Origin of the sequence: Candidatus Rhabdochlamydia oedothoracis (assembly GCF_019453995.1) — a bacterium.
Taxonomy (GTDB): domain Bacteria; phylum Chlamydiota; class Chlamydiia; order Chlamydiales; family Rhabdochlamydiaceae; genus Rhabdochlamydia; species Rhabdochlamydia oedothoracis.
This window is the reverse complement of the sequence record NZ_CP075587.1, coordinates 1,495,628-1,517,047: the sequence shown is the minus strand read 5'-3', so window position 1 is coordinate 1,517,047 and position 21,420 is coordinate 1,495,628. Positions and strand designations below refer to the sequence as shown.

Sequence of the window (21,420 nt, the reverse complement as noted above, 5' to 3'; positions counted from 1 at the left end):
AAATAAAAAACCCCTTTTCCGTATGGACAGAAAAAGGGTTTTTATCAAAGAGTAAAAGGAAAAAACTTTAGCTAGTAGTTACCTCTTGCTCTACATTTGATTTAACGGCTGCTTCTGTTGAAATGGATTCAGCTGCAAGTTTGGCTTGCTCATCTTTCTCAGCACTTAGTTTGGTAAATTGCTTACCAAGAGAGTTTGCTGCAAATATCCAACCAAGGATAATCACTAACAAGATACCACCAATATAAGGAGTAACAGCTCCTAAAGAACCAAAGGTTACTATTAACCCTTGTTGTATAAGCGATCCACCAGATTTACCTAATCTAGCTCCTACAACGTCAATAGCAGCTTTTCCTTTAACCTTTGATTCTTGATCAAGGGGGATATAAGCCATTTCTTTTGTAGGATCGAATAAGGAGTACTTAGCGGATTTACTCATGATGTTTTGAGCAGTACCAAATATCACAGCTAGCATTAGAGGTGTTGTTCCCAGAAGAGCAATCATGCCTGCTAAAGAATCGCGAAAAATCACGAATGAGAAGAAACCCACTCCTGTAACCAATAGAACAATCGGAGTAATCAAAGCACCGACTTTCCAACCAAAACGACGAGTTACATTACCTCCGACAAATAACATCATAAAGATGGTTATAGCTCCTGTAATTGTAGAGAATTGTCCCATAAAGGCTTGATAGTCATTGCCATTAGGATATTGGAGCTTTAATTGTCCTTTCCAGGTTACCTCTACCAAATTGATCGCAATTCCATAGGCAATTACTAAAACGGCAATGCAGCCAATGTATTTAGAACGAGTTAGGAATAAAAAGCTCTCTTTAAGAGACATTTTGGGTTTTTCTTTCTTTACACGGCGAAGTTCGTTAGGATCGTAAAATCTGCTATCTGTTAAGACATTCTTGTCGATCCATCTATAAATTGCCATAATGATAAGACCTGAAAGGCATACCATACCAACCATGTAATTTATGGTAATTCCCCATGCATCAATTCCCGCAGCAAGCCCTTTTTGCATTTTTGAGAAGTAAATAATAGCAGGACCAGAAAAGAGCATGGCTACGTTTGCTCCTAACCCAAATAAAGTATAAAAACGTTTAGACTCAGACACTTTGGTAATGTCATTAGCAAAACCCCAGAAAAGTAAGGATATAGCTACGCTTCCCCATAATTCTGCCATCACATAGAAAAGGGAGAAGGTCCAATTTCTAAGCATGGAAATCATTCCGCTAAACCCTTGAGGAAGGATTGTTTGTAGCTTGTCGGCTAGATCATTAGGATGGAAAAATTCACGGTTTGGATAAAATACGAGAGCAAATAAAGCAAAGTACCCAATGAAGAGAGAGATCGTGGAGTAAAAAAGCTTTTGTTTGCTAAAGATATTACTCAATTTAGAATAAACGATCATGAAAAGCACAGCCATAGGCAAAACTGCCCATACCTTTAAAAAAGGAAGGGTTTCAGCACCAGAACCTGGGGCTGTAACAATTAGAGCATCTTTAGTATCTCGCAAAATTGTGTAGTTGAAGTTAATGAAGAAGAAGAGAAAGAACATGGGGAGTAACTTTTTCAGCTCGAAATTATGCACGGGCCAAAGAAAGGATCTCCATTTTCCAAATTCTGTTTTTTTTGTTTCTGACATATAATATAATCCTTTAGACAAGATTCAAACAATTTTTTTTGTAAATTGAAGTCGATTGCGATAGGCTTAAAAATATTTTAAGCGAATAATGTTTGACATTTCAAATCTACGATATAACTAATCAATTATACCACAAATTTATTTCTTTTCAAGGGTAATTTATGGAATGTTAAGAGTTTATTTATTCAGGTAAATGGTTTTTTTAATTTTAAAACATTGATAATGAGATAAATAAGAAAAACACCTGCTTTTTTAAGTTATTAAAAAGCCAACAAACAGGTGTTTTTAGATAAATTACTTGTTGCCTTGCATAGCAGAGAGAATATCCATTAGAGAAGCATTAGTAGGTGGATTTTGTTGAGTATTTAAGGACTCTACATAGGCATTCCACAAATCAGGCTCCACTCGAGAATGACGAATAGAAGCAATTAATTCTCTTTTACAAGTTGCTAAAGATTTTTTAGGGGCTAAAATGGAAACCATTTCTTTATCTCCAGCTAAACGAGCAATATTGAGCATTCTTTCAATTTGATTACGGGTAAAGGTGAGCTGATCGCGACGTTTGCGAGAGCCTCTAGCAGCGCGTTGTTTAGGAGGGACAGTAGCAGGTCTTTCTGAATTAATAATATATTTTTCGAGCATAGAACCCAGTTCATGAGGTTGGCGCGTTTTCATTTTTCTTAAAGTAAAATGATGCATATAACCACCTGATGTCATCGGTAAATACTTGCAGAGGTCATTCTCTTTTCTTCCATTGACTTTTTTAATTGCTTTTGCGATAATTTCTTCAATTTCTTTTAAATTTTTTGTTTTATGCTCGACTATGTCTTCTTTATGGCTCATAAGAGGCGTCCCTTTTTGTTGCAAATTGTTTTCCTTTGAGTCTTTGGATTAAACTAAATTGTTTCTTTATTTTCAATCTTAATTTTACAGATAACTAATACAGTTATGAATTTATCTTTTTTAAATGCTTAAGATTCTCTATATGACTTTTAAATTTCAAAGCAATTTCCTTTGATTTTATGACAAGGTTCTTTTTTTGCAATAATTATTTGTATCTTACAAAAAATCTTTAAAAAGATTTAGTCTATTCAGAATTTTTTAAAATTCCGCTTAATTTTTAAGACAGATGTTTGCTAATTTATTCCCATTCAATTTGAAAACAAAGTCATTTATATATTCTAAGGGCATATTGCTAATATCGCTTAGCTTTTTAGTTTTGCATTTGAATTTTGGAATGAAAGGGTTTAGGATTACTCCGTGTTTAGAAATAATTACGGGTTTACTAATCTGACAATAATTGATAAAATGACTTTTTTTAAAAAGTTAGAGCTTGGTCTAAATGATTAATAAGTGGATAAGAATAGTGGGATCTTTTCTTTCTATAGCATGTTTAAGCGGTCTTTTTCTGCTATCTTGTTGTAGTAAAACGAGGGTATCGTCAAATCTATTTAATCAATGGATGCAATCTAGTGATAAAATTAAAGTGTTATCTACTGTAGCTATGATAGATGATATTGTAAGACAAATTGGACAAGAAAAAGTTTTACACATGTCTCTTATTTCAGGTCAAATAGATCCTCATAGTTACGAAATGGTCAAAGGAGATGATGAAAAACTCCGGATGGCAACTATTGTGTTTTATAATGGTTTGGGTTTGGAACATGGAGCTAGTTTAAGTAATCATTTATTGAATCATAAAAATGCCATTGCTTTAGGAGATGTAGTAGCTCGCCTAGTTCCAAAAGAAATTATTTATATAGACAGGACAGTTGATCCCCATATCTGGATGGATATTTCATTATGGAGTCTAATCATAGATCCCATCGTACAAGAATTCTCTAGATTAGACCCTGAATCGGCAGAATTTTATAAGAATAACGGAAAAAATCTTTTAGAAGCGATGCAAAGAATGGACAAAAAGATTTACCATGCAATGCATGAAATCCCTTCATCTCAACGCTATCTTGTTACAAGTCATGATGCATTTAATTATTTTACGCGAGCTTATTTAGCAAATCCTGATGAAGAGTATTGGCAAAGCCGAGTAAATGCACCGGAGGGTTTAGCTCCAGATGGACAATTAAGCTCAAGCGATATCCAATACATTGTAAATTTTTTATTAGAAAAGCATATCCGGACGGTTTTCCCTGAGTCCAGTGTTAATCGAGATGCATTGAACAAGATCATTCACGATTGCCAGAAAAAAGGACTCAAGGTCCATATGGCCAGTTCTTCTCTTTATAGCGATTCAATGGGAGGAAAAGATAGCGGGGCCAGTAATTACTTGGATATGATGTGGTATAATACAAGTACAATTCTTTCAGAATGGGAAAAAAACTAAGGGCTTACATGCAAAATGCTATTGAGGTAGAAAATATTACTGTGACTTATGGAAAAATAGCGGTTCTTTGGGACATTAATTTAACTATTCCAAAAGGCAAACTCGTGGGAATTATTGGGCCTAATGGAGCAGGAAAAAGCACTCTTTTAAAGGCTATGTTAGAAATGGTTGATGTGTTATCGGGTACCATTACTTTTTTGGATCAGCCTTTTAAAAAATCTCGTAAGAAAATTGCCTATGTACCCCAACGCTCTTCTGTAGATTGGGATTTTCCTATTACAGCTTTTGAGCTTGTTTTGATGGGTAGATATAACAAGATAGGATATTTGAAATGGCCTAAAGCAGCGGATAGAGAAGCTACAAAAAAGGCATTGGGCCTAGTAGGGATGCTCTCTTTTGCAAATAGACAGATTAGCCAATTGTCAGGAGGACAACAACAAAGGCTATTTATTGCTCGAGCTCTTATGCAAGAAGCAGAATTTTATTTAATGGATGAGCCTTTTGCAGGAGTTGATATAGCAACAGAGAAAGCTATTGTGGTTTTGATGAATAAGCTCAGGGAACAAGGAAAAACTCTACTTGTTGTGCATCATGATTTATCAACGGTAAAAACCTATTTTGATTGGGTCATTTTATTAAATACATGTTTGATTGCAAATGGTCCTGTGCAGGAGGTTTTTTGTTCTGATATGATTATGCGTACTTTTGGAAGATCACATGTTTTATTAGATGAGGCGGCTCATTTAACACAAAATAAGACCACAGGGATATCGTGATTTTATCTTCTGTGTGGCAGTTTTTTTCCGATCCTGTTTTACAAGCACCAACAATAGCTAGCATGCTGATGTGTTTGTCAAGTGCTATTGTAGGAGTCATTGTTCTTATGCGCAAGCGCTCTTTGTTAGGAGAGGCTCTATCCCATGCGGCTTATCCAGGGGTTATTTTATCTTTGCTCTTTTTATCCACTTTTTTCCCTGGACAATACGATTTGGTTTCCTTAAGCGTTTTAGTCGGAGGGTTTATTTCTGCTTGTATAGGTTTATGGTTTCTCGAAAAGATGCAGAAATTAACTAGAGTAAAAGATGATGGAGCCCTGTGCTTTATTCTTTCTTCTTTTTTTGGAATAGGAGTTTTATTTGCAAGTCGTATGCAAACGACAAATGTCATTTATTATAAAATGGCACAAATGTTTCTATATGGACAAGTAGCTACTATGACTCAGTCCCATATTTGGATTTATGCAGGGTTAACTTTGGTTGTTATAGCTATTATCTTGCTTTGCTACCGACCTATTATTCTTGTTTTGTTTGACCGGGATTTTTCAAGGGTTTTAAATACTTCTGTACGATTGATTGAAACGATATTATTTTTCCTTCTTGTCTTAGCGATTGTCATTGGGATTCGAAGTGTAGGTGTTGTTTTGATGTCCGGTATGTTGATTGCACCCTCTGTTGCTGCACGTCAATGGAGCAATCGATTAAGTAAGATATTTATTTTATCTGCTATTTTTGGAGCTGTTAGTGGATTTTTAGGTAATTACTTATCTTTTGAAGTACCTAAATGGTTTGGTAATGAGAGGTTTTCTTTTCCAACAGGACCTATGATTCTATTAGTAGCTATATTTTTAGCTTTTTTCTCCTTACTTTTTAGCCCTACAAGAGGTTTTGCATTTCGCTTATGGCGAATTGCTAGATTTCGATGGAATTGCAAGGAAGAAAACCTGCTTAAATTGCTGTGGAAGTTGCAGCTTCAAGAAGGGTTGTCCAAAAAAGAGATACAAGCAAAATCTAGTTTGTCCTATGTTCATACCACTCTTCTTCTTGGATACCTTAAGCAACAAGGATGGCTAAAAAAAATAGATTTTAAGTATAATTTAACTAGCGATGGGGTCCAAAGAGCAGCAAGGGTTATACGTTTGCATAGACTGTGGGAGGCATATTTAGTTTATTTAGGACAGGGTATAGAGAAAGTACATCGAAGTGCGGAAGGGATGGAGCATATCATCAGCCCAGAGATAGAAGCTCAGCTTACAGAGCTTTTAAATGATCCTAAACAAGATCCTCATTCGCAGCCCATTCCAGCAAGGGAAACAACATTATGAATCCCTATTTTGCTAAAGATTTTTTTTCTTTTTTTGCAATATTTATACAACGCTTATTTCTCTTTTTTAGCGGACAGCTCTCTATGGCAGAAATAGTATCCGATGAATTACAGATCTTTGTATTAAGCTTAATCTCTTGTACAAGCGCAATTGTGGGAAGTTTGCTCGTCTTAAAGAAAAGCACTATGTTAGCAAATAGTTTATCTCATACGGTTTTATTAGGGATTAGTGTGGCTTATTTAATGGTGGCCTTTTTCTCTCAACAACAAACCCAGGTTGTCATTGGGGTTTATGTTTTATTATTAGCAGCTTTTATCACAGCTATACTTACAACTGTACTTACACAATTTCTCATTCATTCTTTAAGATTGCAAGAAGATGCAAGTATTGGGCTTATATTTACTCTTTTTTTTGCCTTAGGTGTGACAATTGTAACTATGTATACAAAGAGCACACATTTAGGAATAGAAGCTGTCATGGGTAATGTAGATGCTCTGCATCTAGATGATTTAAAACTTATTTCTTGGGTTGTTTTATTAGATATATTTGTAGTAGGGATCTTTTTCAAAGAATTTAAAATGGTTATTTTTGATCCTTGCTTTGCAACGGTTTTAGGAGTAAGGCCTTCTCTATTTCATTATCTGTTAATGGGTTTAACTGCGGCTACTGTGATTGGAGCGTTTCGTGCTGTGGGGGTTTTATTGGTGTTAAGCTTGCTTGTCGGCCCTGTTCTCATTGCACGGATTTTTACAAAACGCTTAAAGCCCATGATCTTCTACTCTTGTATGATTGGATCTTTTTCTTCTCTATTAAGTGTAGCTATGGCCAGACATTTACTCTCTGTGCATGATATGTCCTTATCTACAGCTGGCCTTGTTGTATTTGTGATCACGGTTATTTATTCTGCTTCTTTATTGTTTATTAAAATAAAAAGATCCGTCACTCTCTCTAGATTAGCTAAACAAAAAAAATACTTAGAATTAAGATGAGTACTGTATGAAGCAAAAAAATGTAGTTATTTTAGGCAGTACCGGCTCCATTGGAACCCAAACTTTAGATGTCATTGATCATCTTAAACCTGAGGGTTTCAAGCCAATTGCATTAGCTGCTCATTCTCAAATTGATCTTTTGGAACAACAAGCACATAAATGGCAGCCACAGATCATTGCAGTTTATGATCAGAAAAAAGCATTTGAACTACAAAAACGCCTGCCCCAACAAAAAATTGTTACAGGTATAGAAGGATTAAAAGAGGTAGCCTCCCTTCAAGAAGCTGATATCGTTGTATCCGCTATGTCTGGAAGTGTAGGGATAGAGCCTACTTTAAGCGCTCTAAAGGTGGCAAAAAACGTAGCTTTAGCTAATAAAGAAGTTCTAGTAGCTGCAGGGGAACTCATCATGCGTACTGCGAAAGAACATGGAGCTTCTGTCCTTCCCATCGATAGTGAACATAGCGCTTTATTTCAGTGCTTAGAAGGAAAAGATCATAAGTCTGTGAGAAGATTGCTTTTAACCGCATCTGGTGGACCTTTTTTAGGCTATTCTCGCGATAAGCTCTGTCAAGTCACGCTAAAAGAAGCCCTTATGCATCCTACTTGGCAGATGGGGGTAAAAAATACTATTGATTCCTCAACTTTAATGAATAAAGGTTTAGAATTGATCGAAGCGCATTTTTTATTTGGTATTACATCTGAAAACATAGAGATTGTTATTCATCCGCAGAGTGTCATTCATAGTATGGTTGAGTTCATTGATGGTTCGATGTTGGCTCAAATGTCAGCTCCTACTATGTTAGTTCCTATTCAATACGCACTGAGCCATCCTAAACGTTATCCAGGCCTAATTGAGCGGTTTGATTATACAAATTTTTCCAAACTGGAGTTTTTGGCGCCGAATCCTAGTTTTAAATGTATAAATCTTTGTTATTACGCATTAAAGCAAGGAGGAACAACCCCTTGTTATTTAAATGCTGTGAATGAAATATTAGTGGAAAGATTTGTAAAAGGCGAAATTCTTTGGATAGATATTTCAGATAGATTAGAAAAACTATTAATGAAGTATCGACCAGAGAGAGAGCTAACTTTGGAAAAAATTCTAGAAACAGATAGACTTGGTCGTCTACATGCAAACTCTGTTTAAAAAGGTATAGGCATATATTATGATATTTAGCGTGATCTATTTTATTTTAGCAGCTTTTGGACTTGGTCTTATCGTATTTATTCATGAGTTTGGTCATTATTGGATGGCTCGAAAAGAAGGAATGAAAGTAGAAGTTTTTTCTATTGGATTTGGTAGTCCCATTTGCGATTGGCAATACCAGGGTGTGAAATGGCAGTTGTGCTGGCTCCCCTTTGGAGGATATGTACGAATTGCAGGAATGGAAAAAGAAGGAACTTTAGAGCCTTATCAAATCCCTAATAGTTTTTACGCAAAAAAACCTTGGGCACGAATTAAAGTCGCTTTTATGGGGCCTTTGATAAACGCTGTTTTTGCTTTATTCATATTTTGTATCTTATGGCTCTCTGGAGGAAGGCAAGATTCCTTTTCAGATCATACGCAAATTGTAGGTTGGGTTGATTCTGATTTAGAAGCTTGCTTTTCAGAGATCTATCCCGGGGATCGTATTACGCAAATTAACAATAAGCCTTTATCACAATTTAGACAGCTCTATGCGTATGTCGCTCTAGAAGAACAAGCCCCTAAGATTCAAGGGACCCAAATCAATTATCTAGATCAAAAACAACACCCTTTTACTCTAATTTGCAACGATACAAATCAACTAAAAGGAATAGAGAGAAGCAGATTGATTATGCAAGCTGTGCAACCTGCTAACTTTTTGATCTATTCTCAAAGCATAGGCGCTGTGAATTCAAGTATTCCTGCAGGATCTCCCATGGAAAATAGCGGGATCCAAAATAAAGATCGCATTGTGTGGGTAGATGGAGAGATTGTTTTCTCAAGGCAGCAATTAGTATCTACAATTAATCAAAAAAAAGCCTTGCTTACAATTAAAAGAGGTTCTGAGGTTTTTCTAACAAGAGTTCCTCGCTTAAGAGTTTCCGATTTACGGATAAATACATCTCAAAAAGATGAGATTAGCGATTGGCAAAACGAAGCTAAAATACAAGGCAAGCTAAATGATCTGTATTTTATTCCCTATCAAATCACCTCGGATTGCAAGGTAGATCACTTAATTTCCTTTTTCAATAATGATTCTCAAGAACAGATGCATGAATTAAAAAAAGGATCTTTTTTAGAAGTGCCTTTAGAAGCAAATGATCAAATCATAGCTGTTGATGGGGTAAGAATTCATTCAGGATATGAATTGCTAAACCAACTACAAACTCACTTAGTACAAATAGTTGTCTCTCGAGATAGCCAAGCGCTCGAGACTCTTTCTTGGAAAACAGCCGATAAAGCATTTATCGATCAAGTAGATTGGCGTGGACTTGGAAAGATTGTTCATTCCATTGGAACAGATGAGTTAATAAAAACAGTTGAAAATCTACATTTACTCAAACCAGTACAGCCTAAGCCATTTAATCAATTACCTTTGCCAGAATCTATCAAGATGTTTCATACGCATCAATTGCAAGAACAACGTAAGATGATTGATGCCATTGAAGATCCTAAGATTAAAGATCAAGCCTTAAAAACATGGCAAGATCAACAAAAAGAGCTTAGATTAGGTGTAAGTTTAGCTGATTGTAAAGTAAATTATAATCCTTCTCCTTTAGCGCTTTTTTCCAGCGCCTTTCAAGAAATGGGTAAAACAATAACGGCTCTTATGACTGGAATTTTAACCCCAAAGGCTCTAACAGGTCCAATTGGAATCGTAGAAATCATGCATACAAGTTGGGCTGAAGGAAGCAAAGAAGCTCTTTTTTGGCTGGGGATGATTAGTTTGAATTTAGGCGTTTTAAACCTGCTGCCTATTCCAATATTAGACGGAGGTCATATCTGTTTTTCTGTTTGGGAGTGGATGACTAAAAAACCGATCAAGGCAAAAACCATGCAGAAGCTGGTTATTCCCTTTGTCGTATTTTTAGTTACTCTCTTTATTTATCTTACCTATCAAGATCTCTCTCGGATTATAAAAAGGTTCTTGTAGATTGAAGGACACTTTTAAAAAAAAGTGTCTCTTTTAATCACTTAGCTTCAGAAGAAGGTAAAAGCATTCGATCACCCCATAGAGAGGGATAGTGAAAGGCAGGTTTGGGTTTATCATTTATATATTGGTTCCGATTCAATCGTATAAAAAAATATTTTGTTTTGTGTTAAGCTATTGAGCATGAAAAAACTGACCCCTAGCCAGAGAGCTGACTTAGAACACAAGTTAAAGCATCCAAAAGACTATTCTGAACGGAATAGGCTTTGTGTAATTTTGGGCTATGATGAGGGTATCTCAACAAAAAATCTTGCTAAAGCACTTCGGATAAGCCCTATCACTGTTCAGGAATACCTCAGAGAATATGATTCCGAAAATAAAACTGGAAGTAGCCCTCGAGGCGGTAGCAAATCAAAACTTTCACAAGACCAAATAGAGTCTCTACTAAAACACCTACAGGAAAAGACCTATCTTAAAGTCAAAGGGATCATAGCTTATGTGCATGAGCAATATGGGATAAAATATTCCCGAAGTGGCATGACAGATTGGCTCATACAGCACGGATTTGCTTATAAACGTCCTAAAAAGATTCCTGGGAAATTAGATCCTGAAAAACAACGAATTTTCATAGAACAATATAGGGCTTTAAAGGAGACCTTAAACCCTGATGAAGAGATCTATTTCATAGATGCTATGCATCCTGAACATCAGTCCCAAGCCGTATGTGGATGGATCAAAAAAGGCGTTCAAAAGACTTTGCAGACATCCGGGAAACAATAGCGATTGCATTTTGCTGGAGCTCTTTGCCTGACAGGAATGAAGATTGTTACAGAGGAATATAAGACAGTTGATGCCGATGCAATGCTCGATTTTTTCAAGAAGCTAGAAAAACAGACAGAGGCTCGAATTATTCATGTAATTTTGGATAATGCGAGATCAAACAAAAATAAGAAACTAGAAGAGTTTCTGATGTCTTCTAGGATTAAAGTGCACTATCTCTCTCCTTATTCGCCGAATTTGAATCCTATTGAACGCTTGTGGAAGATCTTAAAGGAAAAGACGGTATACAATCGATATTACGAAACGTCGGTGACTTTTTTTCAGGCAATTAGAGGATTCTTCTTAGAGCCTGTTTAAAATCTTTTCAGTAAGGTATAATGATAGTTTTCATAAAACCTTTGGAGGTAGTTATGACCCGCTCTTATCCAAGCGATATTTCTCGTAAACAATTTAGCAAAATCCATCTAATACTTGAGTCTACACGCAAAAAAACACGTCCACGAAGAGTTGATCTATATGATATTTTTTGTGGAATTTTGTACATTTTAAAAAGTGGTTGCCAGTGGCGTATGTTACCCATAGAATATCCTAAATGGGAATTATGTGATTATTATTTCCATCTTTGGAATAAAAAAGATGATAAAAATTCTAAGAGTATTCTTGAAATAGTTTTAAAAAAAATTGGTTGGCGAGGTCAGAAAAAGCAGTGGTCGGAAAGAGAAAACAAGCTTTGTAATTATTGATGCTCAAAGTATTAAAAATACTGATACAGCGGAGAAGAAAGGATATGATGCAGGGAAAAAAATATAAAGACATATAGCAGTCGATAGCCAAGGGCTTCCTCATGCGATTCACATTACCACCGCTAATATCACTGACAGAAATGGGTGTATAGAAGCATTTTCACTACATAAAAACCATTTGTTCGGTGTAAAAAATGTTTTAGCAGATGGAGGATATTCTGGAGAAAAATTTGCAAAGAGTGTGCAGGAGATATTAGGATGTATAGTAGAAATAGCCAAAAGAAATACACTTCATACTTTTACAGTTATTCCCAAAAGATGGGTTGTAGAGCGTTCTTTTGCGTGGATAGAAAAATGTCGCAGGCTATGGAAAAATTGCGAAAGAAAACTACATACAAGCCTGAATATGGTGGTTCTTGCTTTTATTGCTCTACTTTTGAAAAGATTTTAAACAGGCTCTAAGAGAAGCTAATCTGTTTTTAGCTTGTAAAAACAGATTAGCTGTTTGACAAAATAAAACTCTGAGCTACTTAGAACAGCTCAGAATGTGATTTTCCAAGCAGGAGTTATTTTTTATCCTCATCATCGAGAATTTCTACTTCTGCTTCTTCTATGTTTTCTTTCTCATTCTTTGGTGGTTGAGCATCTGGTGCTGGTTGTGCGCTCTGCATCGCTTCCCCAATTTTTTGCATATGGGTATTTAGCTCTGTGTAGGCAGCTTTAATAGCAGCAATATCCTTATCACCTAGTGCTTTTCTTACAGCATCTATTCTGCTTTGTACTTCTTGAGCAAACTCTTGAGGGATGCGCTCTTTAAATTCCTCCAAAGCTTTTTGTGCTTGGAAAGCTTCAGCTTCAGCTTTATTTTTTAGCTCTGCTTCTTCTTTATTTTTTTTATCTTCTTCTGCGTGATCTTCTGCATCTTTTAGCATGCGCTCAATCTCAGTTTCAGATAAACCGGATTTTGCTTCAATGCGAATTTTTTGCTCTTTGCCACTTTTTACATCTTTTGCTGATACATGCAAGATACCATTAGCATCGATGTCGAAAGCCACCTCGATTTGTGGCATACCACGAGGTGCAGGAGGGATATCTGTAAGATCAAAACGGCCAATTTCTTTATTGTCTTTAGCCATTTTACGTTCCCCTTGCAAAACGACAATAGTAACAGCAGGTTGATTATCAGCTGCAGTAGAAAAAATCTGTGTTTTTTTAGTAGGAATCGTTGTATTTCTTTCTACAATAGGAGTTAGAACTCCACCTAGTGTTTCAATTCCTAAAGTCAATGGGATTACATCGAGCAATAAGACGTCTTTGACATCTCCTGTCAGCACAGCCCCTTGGATAGCAGCACCAATAGCGACAACTTCATCAGGATTAACTCCTTTATGAGGTTCTTGGCCAAATATTTCTTTCACTTTTTTCTCAACAGCTGGCATACGAGACATTCCGCCTACTAGAATTACCTCATTGATTTTTTCTTTGGTTAATTTCGCATCTTCAAGCGCTTTTTCACAAGGTTTAATCAAACGTTCAATTAAGTTATGAACTAAGGATTCTAACTTGGCTCGGGTTAATGTTAATGCGAGGTGTTTAGGACCTGATGCATCCATAGTAATAAATGGTTGATTAATTTCGGTAGTCTGTGTACCAGATAGTTCAATTTTAGCTTTTTCAGCAGCATCGCGCAAACGCTGTAGAGCCATGCTATCTTTACTTAAATCAATACTGGTTTCTTTTTTAAATTCCTCAAGCATCCAATGTAGAATAGCATTGTCAAAGTCGTCACCGCCTAGATGAGTATCTCCGTTTGTTGCTAACACTTCGAAAACACCACCGTGAATTTCTAATACAGAAACATCGAATGTACCTCCACCTAAGTCAAAGACCACTACTTTTTGATCTTCTTTTTTTTCTAGCCCATAAGCTAAAGCAGCAGCAGTTGGCTCTGGAATGATTCTTAAGACATTTAAACCAGCAATTTTCCCCGCGTCTTTTGTCGATTGTCTTTGAGAGTCATTGAAATAAGCAGGGACTGTTACAACAGCTTCAGTGACTGGATGCCCTAAATAGGCTTCTGCTGTTTCTTTCATTTTCATTAAAATCTGAGCTGCAACTTCTTCAGGAGTGATTATCTTGCCAGCTATGTTAAATACAACGTCTCCATTTGCATTTTTAGTGATTTCATAAGGGACGGTTTTAATTTCAGATTCCACTTCATTAAACTTGCGTCCAATAAAACGCTTAGAAGAAGAAATGGTAGACTTAGCATTGGTAACAGCTTGTCTTTTTGCAGGCACCCCTACTAAACGTTCATTATCTTTATAAGCAACGGTTGATGGAGTTGTACGACCTCCTTCTGCATTGGAGATTACTGTTGCTTTGCCGTTCTCCATAATAGCAACGCAAGAATTCGTAGTTCCTAGGTCGACACCAATAACAACTTGTTTTTTATTAGAATTAGATTGTGCCATAATATATTCTCCTTTTATTTTTTTATGTATCTTGTTCTGGTAAAGAAGGTTTTTCTAAATCGGTTGTTTCCTTCTTTTTTGATTCTGGCAAAACAGCAACTTTTACATGCGCTGGGCGTATAGTGCGGTTACTGCTTTTATACCCTTTAATAAATTCTTGAAGGATAGTTCCTTCTGGAGTTTCCTCTGTCTCTTTTGTCTCAATTGCATAATGCAAATTAGGATCAAACATATTGCCATCAGAGCTAAAAGCGGTAATTCCATGCTTTTCTAACGCCTCTTTGCATTGCTGTGCAATCATTTGGAATCCCTGAGCCCAATTAAGTACTTCTTTGGACATATGCTCTGTACTATTTAAAGCGTTTTCCAAATTATCAATGGGTTTTAAAAAATCTTCTAGAGCACATTCAATAGCAAAACGTATAGCTTCTTGTTTTTCTTTTTGCATTCTTTTGCGTGTATTATCCATTTCAGCTAGTAAGCGCAGGTATTTATCTTTGTATTCTTCCAGCTCTTGCTCTGCTTTTTGCTGATGAGTTTTTCCTTCATCTAGTTCATGCGATGCATCTTGTGTTTCATTCTGTTCTTGAGTCATCTATTTCTCCTTCTGATAAAGCGATTTATTTTCTAATAGCAAGTAGGAACTCTTTTCTAAGATAAGTGGGTTTTCTTTAGATTCGAGATGAGAGTGTTTAGGTTGTCTAAAAGAAATTTTATATTTATACATACTGCTTGTTAGCGAGTCTGAAATCATGTTTGCGGCCATTTCTAAAAGTCCAAAAAGCTCTCGATAAGGCATGCGATTTGGCCCTAATATGCCAAATGCTCCGCAGATTGTATAGTGAATGTGGTAGGGGACTGCTAATACGGAACAAGAGATAGCTTCTGGAGCAAAGGCGTGTAAATCATCTCCAATCCAAGAGTGTAATTTACCAATTTGACAGCTCTTATTGAGCAGAGCTCGCAATTGCTGCTTGTTTTCAAATAAAGACAGCCCACTTGCTAATACAGAAGCATCATTAAAATCAGGGTAAGCTAGTAATTTAGAAAAACCTGCTTGAAATAAGTCTTCCACACTAAAATTAGTATAAGAGACAATATGTCTTAAGATGGCTTCCTTATATAGTTTAGCAGAAAGGGATTCTTCTTCGTGATTTAATAGAGGTTTATCTAGTTTGTTAAGACGCCAGTTAAAATAGCTTTCTAATTTTCGCAGTAATGAATGAGAAATTTTATTATCAACATATAAAACTTCATTGTGAATAAGACCAAAGTCACTGATCAGTACACAAAGCAAGCGGTTTTGATCAATACTTACTAGTTTAATATCTAAGATAAAATCTTGATCAAAACGGGGAGCGGAAAGGAAGACAGCACAGTTGGTTAATTCGCTTAGAGATTCTGTAACTTGATTTAAATAGACAACTAGTTCTCTTGTTTGCTTTTGAAATAAACGGGTTGCGTTTTTTTTATCTTGTTCGGATAAACGAGGCTTATTTATATGTGCTTCCGCATAGATTTTAAATCCTAATGAGGTGGGAATGCGCCCTCCAGAAGAGTGTTGCTGTTTAAGATAGCCTTCTTCTTCTAATTTCATAAAATAATTGCGGATAGTTGCTGGACTCAAAGCTTTAAACCCTTGCTCTTTAAGCGTATGAGATCCAATCGGCTTACCTGTTTTAAGGTATAACTCAATCAATCCAAATAGGATTAAACGCTCTCTTTGACTTTTAGCTGGCTTTTTAGGGGTCAGTGGCTTCATATAAAAAAATCTTAAAATTTATAAAGCCAGTATAACTGAAAGGGAGCTGAGAATCAATAAAAATCAGCAGTCTTGAGGTTAGACTGCTAATTTTTATGGATAAGTTTTTGAAAATAAGATTTTTATTAATCTAAGCCATTAATGATTTTTGGGTCAGTAATAATGAGAGGAAGAATATCGACTAGACTAGGAGACCAATCTAGGCCCCGAGTATATACGATTCGAGAGGCTATTTGACAGGCAATAATCGCTTTTTTATGCATATCCGGAACCTCTATTAAAACTCTATTTTGGTATTGATTCCTCAAAAGAGGAGGACAATAGTTAAGTAAACATCGAATAAAAGGATCGGTTGGGTCATTAGATAAGGTCATAAATTGAAAATATTGCATTAATTGGTCTTTATACTGATTAATTCTTTCTGAAATCCATTCTGAAATATCGGTTAAAAATCCTTGAGTGTCTCGATGAGTAGTTAATAAAAGAGAGGCTTCTTCTCGGGCTTTTATACTTACCAATCTTAAAATTTCATTTACAATCTGTTGTTTTTCTTTAACAAATTCCTCTTGAGATAAAACCAAAGAAGTAAGTACTTCAAAAGAAGAACATGTAACGCCTCCTTTGTTAGAAGAACTATCTTTGATAATAAGCACTCCTAATTTTTCTAAAGAACGTCTAGCCCAGGGAGTAAGATAGAGATTAGCTCCTTCAATAATAGCTTGCGCAGTGGGTTTCCCTGCCTCATCTAGGAAATCTTTTATATTGTTTTCGTTTAAGGTACGAGGTCTGCCTCCTCCTGGAATAAAAACATCTGCTTTCACCTGATGTACATTGTGTCTGAGCAGATGGTTCATTTCATTTCCCGATAACCAGTCTTCTATTAACTGCCCGTTTTTTTTTCTCCAACAAAGAGTTTTTTGTGCATAAGCCGTTTCTTCTCTTTTTGTATATAAGTCTAATAAAAACCCTTCATCATTAAGCTCAGATGGAGGGTAGAAGCGTAAGGGTTTTCCTTCTTTAAATAAACGAGCCATTACCTCTAAATTTAAACCGACTGGATCAAAAATTGTACCTGAGATATCTATCGTTGCAAGCAGTTTAGCTGTAGTAGGGTAAAATCGATATAAGTTATAGATTTGATTGCCTGCTACATCGCCATCTGGTCCTCCTGACATTTTTACAGTAAAACAATCTTTGTTAGGGTTAATCCCCAGAAATTTTAACATCTCTTCCATATATACATTAACACCCAAAGAAGTAACCCCAAATTCTTTATGGTTGATCCCTGATCCAGGTTTACTAGAGATAAAGGCTCCTCCTGGCTTATAGTTATAATATTGACTATATGAGGCAATCCAATCGATCATTTCATTGTGCATATTTTCATCAGGGCCTAAATAGATGTATTCAGGCTTTTTCCAATAATCGATAATCCGTTTTGCCCGGAGTTTTCCATCGGGATCACAATTTAAAATAGTTAAAAAACTTTCAATATAAGAGCGTTGTGTTTGATAGAGGTATTCTAGCTTTTGTTCTCGATGATAAGCCTTAAGATATTGCTTGATTTCCTCTTGGGGAAGTCCTTCATCTTCTAACTCTCTTTGATAGATTTCTTCCTCAGAGTACAACCTTTCATAAGGCTCTAGGAAAATGACTCCCTTAGCACCTCCTTCTGGAATATCTTTATTTTTTTTGTTCTGGGTATATGCCAAATTATAACATTCAGCAAAAATGTAGTTTCTCTCTACAAGCATCTGTTCCATTTTTTCGGGAAATACAGTCCGCAAGCCTCCTCTAGATAAGTCGCGAAAGCGAATATGAAAACCGATAAAGTACAATCCTTTCATAAAAAAAACCGCATAGGGCAGTTCGGGGAATTTATCTTTTCTCTCATAGAAGACACTATTAAGATATTCCGGATCTAAACGAAAGCAAAATGCGGTTTTATTGTTACGGTAGACGTTTGTCTTTAATGTGTAATCGACCAGGTTCATTGCTTGTTTAAGAATATTTTTGCGCCTAGTATCGTTGATTTCATGTCCTGTGTCTAGACGATCTACTAGATCCATAAATTCTCTACGTATATTTTGATAAGCTTCTAAATTGACGCTTTCTGGATTGAATTTGGCTTCAAATGCTTGGATTACTTTCACAATTAGTTCCGGATGTCGGCAGACGCCTTCTTCAATGTGGCCAAAAGAATAGATATTCATATCAGCATGAACGAGCGTTTGGTGAATAAAATAGATGATTGCTTTGACAAGATTCCCTTGATTGCCGGTTAAAAGTCCTTCGTCGACAAAAAGCTCTTCAATGATTTCTAGTCCTTCAAAGTATTTTAACGTTACGAGTTCTCTTAAGAAATCATCGATATTGGTTTCTTCCCAAGCAGCTTTTCCTTGAATCCCATGTAAACCTAGTGACATTATGAGAATATTTTGCCTACTATATGCATCAACATAAGTAGCATTTACCCTTTTCATCGTCAGACCATGTCGATGAATCATGCGTGCCATACGGTACAAAAAACTGTATTTGGGAACATTGCGCCAAGCAAATACGATTTGCAAAGAAGGGGTATCTTTTTTCTCTTCCCAGTTTTCATTATAGCGCACTTCATACTGACAATTATCTCGAGATTTAGCACGAAAAAACATATCTAAAGCTAAAGTCAATCGCTCTTGTGGTAAAGAGCGTAAAAAATAAGAATTTAATTCTGTAATTAGCTTGTGCAAATCAGGCTCTGTTACCTGTGGGTTACGTTCTTGGATTTTTTTTAAAATTTCTTTTTCCTTTTTTAGGGAAATAACATCCTCTGATTCCTTTTCCTGTGTCTCTTTAAAGACAATCATAGAAATGCGTAGCAGCTTTTTTACCCCAGGAAAAGGGAGAGGGGCATTAGAGGTAAACGATCGATAGTTTTTAATACCAAACATTTTATAATGTTTTAAAACTTTCAAATCAGCATCTGGACTATCTAAACAAAGAGTAAATCCGAGATTTTTTAAATGAATATGGGAAAAAAAATCGTTTAGATTAAAGCTCATCAGGTTATGAACGATTAGCATCAAACTCTCTTCGTCCATCTTTTCAAAGAAACTAGCAGGCATATGCTGCTCAACCCATTGATAGCACTCTTCAAATTTTTTACGTTCTTTTTCAATACCATATTCTAGTGTTTCTTTAGGAAATTTGGATTGCGAATCCATCTCTGTTTATTCCTCCGTTGTCTTTTCTTATGAATAGCATGTAGAGGAAAAAAATCAATCTATTAAATATAAAAGAGCGAACATTATTTGATTTTTACTAACTATCGATAGAATATAAAAAATATAACAATACTTTTATAAAATAAACAAACAAGGAAAAATAGGATTCAAATTAAATTTTTTAATATTCCTAAAATATTTTATTTGATATTTTTTCTTACTTTAAAAATGCTAAAAAGCGGTTAAAGCTTATTTTAGATACTGAATACAGCAAAGAAGAAAGGATATGATGCAGGAATAAAAAGTGATCTTGTCACCTTTTTTTAGACAGGCCCTTTCAACCTCGAAGTGCAGAAAAAAGAACATATAAATACTTGAAAAAACATCTATTGTGTACCCGGGCATAGCATGTTTGTGGATAATCTCCTAAACACTTCTAGTGGAGTTTCGAAGTTGAGAGCCTTTCTAGGTCTGTTATTTAGTATAAGTTTCCACCCTTTCCATACGCTTGGAAGTAGTGTCTAAAAAGCTTTGTGTTTTAAGAAAATATTGCCTAACTAGTCCGTTTGTATGCTCATTTAAGCCTCTTTCCCAAGAATGGTAGGGCGTTGCAAAGTAAGAAGTCTGTCTCTAGCTCGAAACTAACCATTTGGTGATAGGCAAATTCTTTTCCGTTGTCTGTTGTTAATAGATCTCTTGCATAACCAATAAGCAATCTAAAATTTTAAAGTATTTTAATCCATGAGAGTATGATTGTTTAAGCGATATAGCTGGAAATGCTTTTGTTAAGATAGGAATCTATAAATGAAAGCTTTAAAATAAGGGGTTATGAAAGAAATCTATTGAGAATCACGATCAGAATGGTGAATAAAGCCTCTTTCTGGATTTCTATTCATAATAGCTTGCTGTAATGCACGTTTAACAAGATCTGTTTGCATCCTGCTACTCATAGAGAATCCAACAATTTTTCTTGAAAACAGATCTAGCACAACTGCTAAATATAGCCATCCTTCACGAGTAGCTATATAACTGATATCTGACACCCAAGTTTGATTCGGAGCGCCTATTGTAAAGTTTTGATTTACATAATTAGGAACTATTTCTTTATGCATTTTAGTTGCAGTAAAAAGCTTGTGAATCACATAGGAATGATCATGTACTTCATCTGCGATTATAACTAGAGCTCTTTCAAAACTAGGAAATAAAAAAGCCCTTGTATAAAATAATGCCCTTAAAAATACGTAAGGGCATGATGAAATTTGAAAAAGCAAAAAGTTTAGACAACGAGAAATTCCGAAGATTAACCGGAGTAAAACGTAGCACATTTGATTAAATGAGCTTGATTTTGGAAGATAAGTCACAAAGAGAAAAAAGCCCGAGGAGGCCGCGTCAATAAATTAAAAATAGAAGACATGTTACTGATGACCTTAGAGTATCTAAGAGAGTATAGAACCTATTTTCATATAAGCCAGAGCTATAATATCAGTGAAAGTACAGCTTATAAAACAATAAAATGGGTAGAATACACCCTGATAAAACATCCCCTATTTGCACTGCTTGGACGTAAAGAGCTATTAAAAAGCGATATGGAATATGATGTTATTTTAATAGATGCCACAGAAACACCCATAGAGAGCCCTAAAAAAAACAAAAACATTTTTACTCAGGGAAGAAGAAAAGGCACACCTTAAAGATGCAGCTTGTAATGAGCAAGGACACAAAAAAGATTATTTGTACCTTTTTTTCCAAAGGTAGAAGACATGATTTTAGGATATTTAAGGATTCTAAAATCAAGTTTCATTCCGAAATAAACCTTCTAACAGATGGAGGGTATTGAGGACTTAAAAAGCTTCATGCTAAAACCCAAATGCCTAAAAGAAGAAGCAAGAAAAATCCTTTAACAAAACAAGACAAAAAAAATAATCAATTCCTTTCCAAAGAACGTGTAATTAATGAAAATGCTATTGGTCTGCTTAAGCGATTCAAAATTTTAGCTGATCGTTATAGAAATAGACGAAAAAGGTTTGGTCTTCGGTTCAATCTAATTGCGGGCATTTATAATCTGGAGCTATGTTAATGGGTTTTGAAAGAGGTCTACTGTTAATTCCGAGCTTTACATGTTTAGGACTACCCTATTTTAAAAGATTGTTATATCTAATTTTTTTAGACTGAAAAATAAAATAAGATTTATCAAGTAATTTTTTACAAAATAAACAAGCAAAAAATTTTTTTATTAATTGACAAA

The 21,420-nt window shown here is 35.5% G+C and carries 14 protein-coding genes and 4 pseudogenes; 10 read left to right on the top strand and 8 right to left on the bottom strand.

Features of this window, described 5'->3' with window-relative positions; genetic code table 11:
* Positions 1–67 precede the first annotated feature (67 nt).
* Both RHABOEDO_RS08370 and RHABOEDO_RS08365 read right to left on the bottom strand, forming a co-directional pair.
* Positions 68–1,654: an NTP/NDP exchange transporter gene (locus RHABOEDO_RS08370; RefSeq protein WP_215216987.1), complete on the bottom strand. Its 1,587-nt coding sequence runs from the start codon at positions 1,652–1,654 to the stop codon at positions 68–70.
* 294 nt (positions 1,655–1,948) lie between these two features.
* Positions 1,949–2,497, bottom strand: a complete 549-nt coding sequence (locus RHABOEDO_RS08365; protein ID WP_215216988.1) for a hypothetical protein — start codon at positions 2,495–2,497, stop codon at positions 1,949–1,951.
* Between the two features lie 619 nt (positions 2,498–3,116).
* Between RHABOEDO_RS08365 and RHABOEDO_RS08360 the strand changes: the two genes are divergently transcribed.
* The 9 genes and pseudogenes from RHABOEDO_RS08360 (at position 3,117) to RHABOEDO_RS08320 (ending at position 12,181) form a co-directional block, all read left to right on the top strand.
* The gene (locus tag RHABOEDO_RS08360; RefSeq protein ID WP_220017540.1) at positions 3,117–3,998 is read left to right on the top strand and encodes a metal ABC transporter solute-binding protein, Zn/Mn family; all 882 of its coding nucleotides are present in this window, start codon (positions 3,117–3,119) and stop codon (positions 3,996–3,998) included.
* Between the two features lie 8 nt (positions 3,999–4,006).
* A complete protein-coding gene (locus RHABOEDO_RS08355) occupies positions 4,007–4,774 on the top strand; it encodes a metal ABC transporter ATP-binding protein (RefSeq protein ID WP_215216990.1) in 768 nt (255 codons plus the stop codon).
* Positions 4,771–6,099 (top strand): metal ABC transporter permease, encoded by a 1,329-nt coding sequence (locus RHABOEDO_RS08350; RefSeq protein WP_245397505.1) that lies wholly within the window; start codon positions 4,771–4,773, stop codon positions 6,097–6,099. Before RHABOEDO_RS08355 ends, RHABOEDO_RS08350 begins: the two co-directional genes overlap by 4 nt.
* Positions 6,096–7,088, top strand: coding sequence for a metal ABC transporter permease (locus RHABOEDO_RS08345; RefSeq protein WP_215216991.1), 993 nt, complete (start codon positions 6,096–6,098; stop codon positions 7,086–7,088). Before RHABOEDO_RS08350 ends, RHABOEDO_RS08345 begins: the two co-directional genes overlap by 4 nt.
* A gap of 7 nt (positions 7,089–7,095) precedes the next feature.
* Positions 7,096–8,238: a 1-deoxy-D-xylulose-5-phosphate reductoisomerase gene (dxr, locus tag RHABOEDO_RS08340; RefSeq protein WP_215216992.1), complete on the top strand. Its 1,143-nt coding sequence runs from the start codon at positions 7,096–7,098 to the stop codon at positions 8,236–8,238.
* A gap of 19 nt (positions 8,239–8,257) precedes the next feature.
* The gene (locus tag RHABOEDO_RS08335) at positions 8,258–10,210 is read left to right on the top strand and encodes a site-2 protease family protein (protein ID WP_215216993.1); all 1,953 of its coding nucleotides are present in this window, start codon (positions 8,258–8,260) and stop codon (positions 10,208–10,210) included.
* Positions 10,211–10,390: 180 nt separating this feature from the next.
* A complete protein-coding gene (locus tag RHABOEDO_RS08330; protein ID WP_220017539.1) occupies positions 10,391–10,987 on the top strand; it encodes a helix-turn-helix domain-containing protein in 597 nt (198 codons plus the stop codon).
* Between the two features lie 3 nt (positions 10,988–10,990).
* Complete coding sequence (locus RHABOEDO_RS08325; RefSeq protein WP_220017538.1) at positions 10,991–11,344, top strand: transposase; 354 nt, start codon at positions 10,991–10,993, stop codon at positions 11,342–11,344.
* A gap of 53 nt (positions 11,345–11,397) precedes the next feature.
* A pseudogene (locus tag RHABOEDO_RS08320) lies at positions 11,398–12,181 on the top strand (IS5 family transposase).
* Between the two features lie 115 nt (positions 12,182–12,296).
* Here RHABOEDO_RS08320 and dnaK read toward each other — a convergent pair.
* The 6 genes and pseudogenes from dnaK to RHABOEDO_RS08290 form a co-directional block, all read right to left on the bottom strand.
* Positions 12,297–14,204 carry a molecular chaperone DnaK gene (dnaK, locus tag RHABOEDO_RS08315; protein WP_215217318.1) on the bottom strand — a complete coding sequence of 636 codons (1,908 nt, stop codon included), beginning with the start codon at positions 14,202–14,204 and terminating at the stop codon, positions 12,297–12,299.
* 22 nt (positions 14,205–14,226) lie between these two features.
* Positions 14,227–14,799 carry a nucleotide exchange factor GrpE gene (locus RHABOEDO_RS08310; RefSeq protein WP_215217319.1) on the bottom strand — a complete coding sequence of 191 codons (573 nt, stop codon included), beginning with the start codon at positions 14,797–14,799 and terminating at the stop codon, positions 14,227–14,229.
* Positions 14,800–15,966, bottom strand: a complete 1,167-nt coding sequence (gene hrcA / locus RHABOEDO_RS08305; protein WP_215217320.1) for a heat-inducible transcriptional repressor HrcA — start codon at positions 15,964–15,966, stop codon at positions 14,800–14,802.
* A 125-nt stretch (positions 15,967–16,091) separates the two neighbouring features.
* On the bottom strand, positions 16,092–19,175 hold the full coding sequence (locus tag RHABOEDO_RS08300; protein WP_215217321.1) for an NAD-glutamate dehydrogenase domain-containing protein: 3,084 nt from the start codon (positions 19,173–19,175) through the stop codon (positions 16,092–16,094).
* A gap of 386 nt (positions 19,176–19,561) precedes the next feature.
* Positions 19,562–19,863, bottom strand: a pseudogene (locus RHABOEDO_RS11835) (IS30 family transposase); the annotation flags it as partial.
* A 154-nt stretch (positions 19,864–20,017) separates the two neighbouring features.
* Positions 20,018–20,257: pseudogene (locus RHABOEDO_RS08290) on the bottom strand (DDE-type integrase/transposase/recombinase); the annotation flags it as partial.
* 170 nt (positions 20,258–20,427) lie between these two features.
* Between RHABOEDO_RS08290 and RHABOEDO_RS08285 the strand changes: the two are divergent.
* Positions 20,428–21,252: pseudogene (locus tag RHABOEDO_RS08285) on the top strand (IS5 family transposase).
* Positions 21,253–21,420: the final 168 nt, after the last annotated feature.

Excerpts from the sequence above, each read along its gene's own strand:
- RHABOEDO_RS08360 (WP_220017540.1), top strand. The coding sequence starts at position 3,117 with ATGCAATCTAGTGATAAAATTAAAGTGTTATCTACTGTAGCTATGATA.
- RHABOEDO_RS08370 (WP_215216987.1), bottom strand. The coding sequence starts at position 1,654 with ATGTCAGAAACAAAAAAAACAGAATTTGGAAAATGGAGATCCTTTCTT.
- dxr (WP_215216992.1), top strand. The coding sequence starts at position 7,096 with ATGAAGCAAAAAAATGTAGTTATTTTAGGCAGTACCGGCTCCATTGGA.
- RHABOEDO_RS08365 (WP_215216988.1), bottom strand. The coding sequence starts at position 2,497 with ATGAGCCATAAAGAAGACATAGTCGAGCATAAAACAAAAAATTTAAAA.
- RHABOEDO_RS08355 (WP_215216990.1), top strand. The coding sequence starts at position 4,007 with ATGCAAAATGCTATTGAGGTAGAAAATATTACTGTGACTTATGGAAAA.
- RHABOEDO_RS08345 (WP_215216991.1), top strand. The coding sequence starts at position 6,096 with ATGAATCCCTATTTTGCTAAAGATTTTTTTTCTTTTTTTGCAATATTT.
- RHABOEDO_RS08335 (WP_215216993.1), top strand. The coding sequence starts at position 8,258 with ATGATATTTAGCGTGATCTATTTTATTTTAGCAGCTTTTGGACTTGGT.
- hrcA (WP_215217320.1), bottom strand. The coding sequence starts at position 15,966 with ATGAAGCCACTGACCCCTAAAAAGCCAGCTAAAAGTCAAAGAGAGCGT.
- RHABOEDO_RS08330 (WP_220017539.1), top strand. The coding sequence starts at position 10,391 with ATGAAAAAACTGACCCCTAGCCAGAGAGCTGACTTAGAACACAAGTTA.
- dnaK (WP_215217318.1), bottom strand. The coding sequence starts at position 14,204 with ATGGCACAATCTAATTCTAATAAAAAACAAGTTGTTATTGGTGTCGAC.
- RHABOEDO_RS08310 (WP_215217319.1), bottom strand. The coding sequence starts at position 14,799 with ATGACTCAAGAACAGAATGAAACACAAGATGCATCGCATGAACTAGAT.
- RHABOEDO_RS08300 (WP_215217321.1), bottom strand. The coding sequence starts at position 19,175 with ATGGATTCGCAATCCAAATTTCCTAAAGAAACACTAGAATATGGTATT.